Consider the following 1877-nt stretch of genomic DNA (forward strand, 5'->3'; position numbering starts at 1 on the left):
AAGCGGCTTGACACAGGGCTTCTCATGCGCCCATCCTTCCAGCCGCCTTCGTCCACAGGCGGGAGGTATGCCGCACAGCTGCGTCAGTGCCGCGACGTAGGTTGGGTGCCATGCCAGTTGCCACAGACCTGCGCGAGCGCGCCCTCACCGAGCTGCGACGTCTCGTCGGCCGGCCCGACGCAGAGTTCCGCGACGGCCAGCTCGAAGCCGTCGAGGAGCTTGTCGCGGGGCGCCGTCGTGTCCTCGTCGTGCAGCGCACCGGGTGGGGCAAGTCGGCGGTCTACTTCGTCGCCACCGGCCTGCGGCGCGCCGAGGGCGCCGGGCCCACCGTCATCGTCAGCCCCCTGCTCGCCCTGATGCGCGACCAGATCGCGGCGGCCGAACGCGCGGGCATCCGGGCGGTCACGCTCAACTCCACCAACGCCGACGAGTGGGGGGCGGTCTCGGGCGCCCTGGCGCGTGGCGAGGTCGACGTCCTGCTCGTGAGCCCCGAGCGGCTCAACAACCCCCGCTTCCGAGACGAGCAGCTGCCCGCGCTGGCCCGGTCGTGCGGCCTGCTCGTCGTCGACGAGGCGCACTGCATCAGCGACTGGGGCCACGACTTCCGGCCCGACTACCGACGCATCCGTGACCTGCTCACCTCGCTGCCCGAGGAGACGCCGGTCCTCGCGACGACCGCCACGGCCAACGCCCGCGTCGTCACCGACGTCGTCGAGCAGCTCGGGGCCGGGGGCCGCGACGTGCTGACCCTGCGGGGCCCCCTCGCCCGCGAGTCGCTCCGGCTCGGCGTCATGCCCCTCGGTGCACCGGAGCAGCGGCTGGCCTGGCTCATCGCCCACCTCGGGGAGCTGAGCGGCAGCGGCATCGTCTACGCCCTCACCGTCGCCGCCGCCGAGGACGTCGCGACCGCGCTGCGCGAGGCGGGCCACGAGGTCGCTGCCTACACCGGCCGCACCGAGCCGGCCGAGCGGATCCGCCTCGAGGAGGCGCTGCGCGACAACCAGGTCAAGGCGCTCGTCGCGACGAGCGCCCTCGGCATGGGCTTCGACAAGCCTGACCTCGGCTTCGTCATCCACCTCGGCGCCCCGGCATCCCCGGTCGCCTACTACCAGCAGGTGGGACGCGCCGGGCGCGCCACCGACCGGGCCGACGTCCTGCTCCTGCCCGGGCCCGAGGACAAGGACATCTGGCGCTACTTCGCGTCCGCCTCGATGCCGCGCCCGGACCAGGCCGACGCAGTGCTTCGTGCCCTGTCCGAGGCGGCCAAGCCCCTGTCGACCGTCGCCCTCGAGGCGATCGTCGACATCCGCCGGACCCGGCTCGAGCTGCTCCTGAAGGTGCTCGACGTCGACGGTGCCGTCCAGCGGGTGCCGGGGGGCTGGGCCGCGACCGGTGCGCCGTGGGCCTACGACGCGCAGCGCTACACCCGCGTCTCCGAGGCCCGTGAGCGGGAGCAGCAGCTGATGCTCGACTACGAGCGCACGACGGGATGCCGGATGGCGTTCCTCCAGGAGTGCCTCGACGACGAGTCCGCGGAGCCCTGCGGACGGTGCGACACCTGCGCCGGCCCGTGGTTCGACGCATCCCTGCCCGAGGCCGCGCTGCGGGTGGCGAGCGAGCGGCTCGAGCGACCCGGCGTCGTGGTCGAGCCCCGGGCGCAGTGGCCGAGCGGGATGGACCGCCTCGGTGTCCCCCGCAAGGGCCGGATCAGCGCCGACGCGGCCATGGCGCCGGGTCGGGCGGTGGCCCGGCTCAGCGACCTCGGGTGGGGCCAGCGGCTGCGGGAGCTGCTGCGCGGCGAGGACACCGAGGTGCCCGAGCCGGTCGTCCGGGCCTGCGTCGCGGTCCTCGCCGACTGGCGCTGGGCCGAGCGGCCC

At 74.4% G+C, this 1877-nt stretch carries 1 protein-coding gene; it reads left to right on the forward strand.

All coding sequences use genetic code 11. The features are described 5' to 3' along the window. Window positions 1-110 precede the first annotated feature (110 nt). Window positions 111-1877, forward strand: a 1767-nt coding sequence (locus N864_RS21925; RefSeq protein ID WP_034722513.1) for a RecQ family ATP-dependent DNA helicase, incomplete at its 3' end; no start/stop codon positions are given.

Origin of the sequence: Intrasporangium chromatireducens Q5-1 (genome assembly GCF_000576575.1) — a bacterium.
In the GTDB taxonomy this organism is placed as follows: domain Bacteria; phylum Actinomycetota; class Actinomycetes; order Actinomycetales; family Dermatophilaceae; genus Intrasporangium_A; species Intrasporangium_A chromatireducens.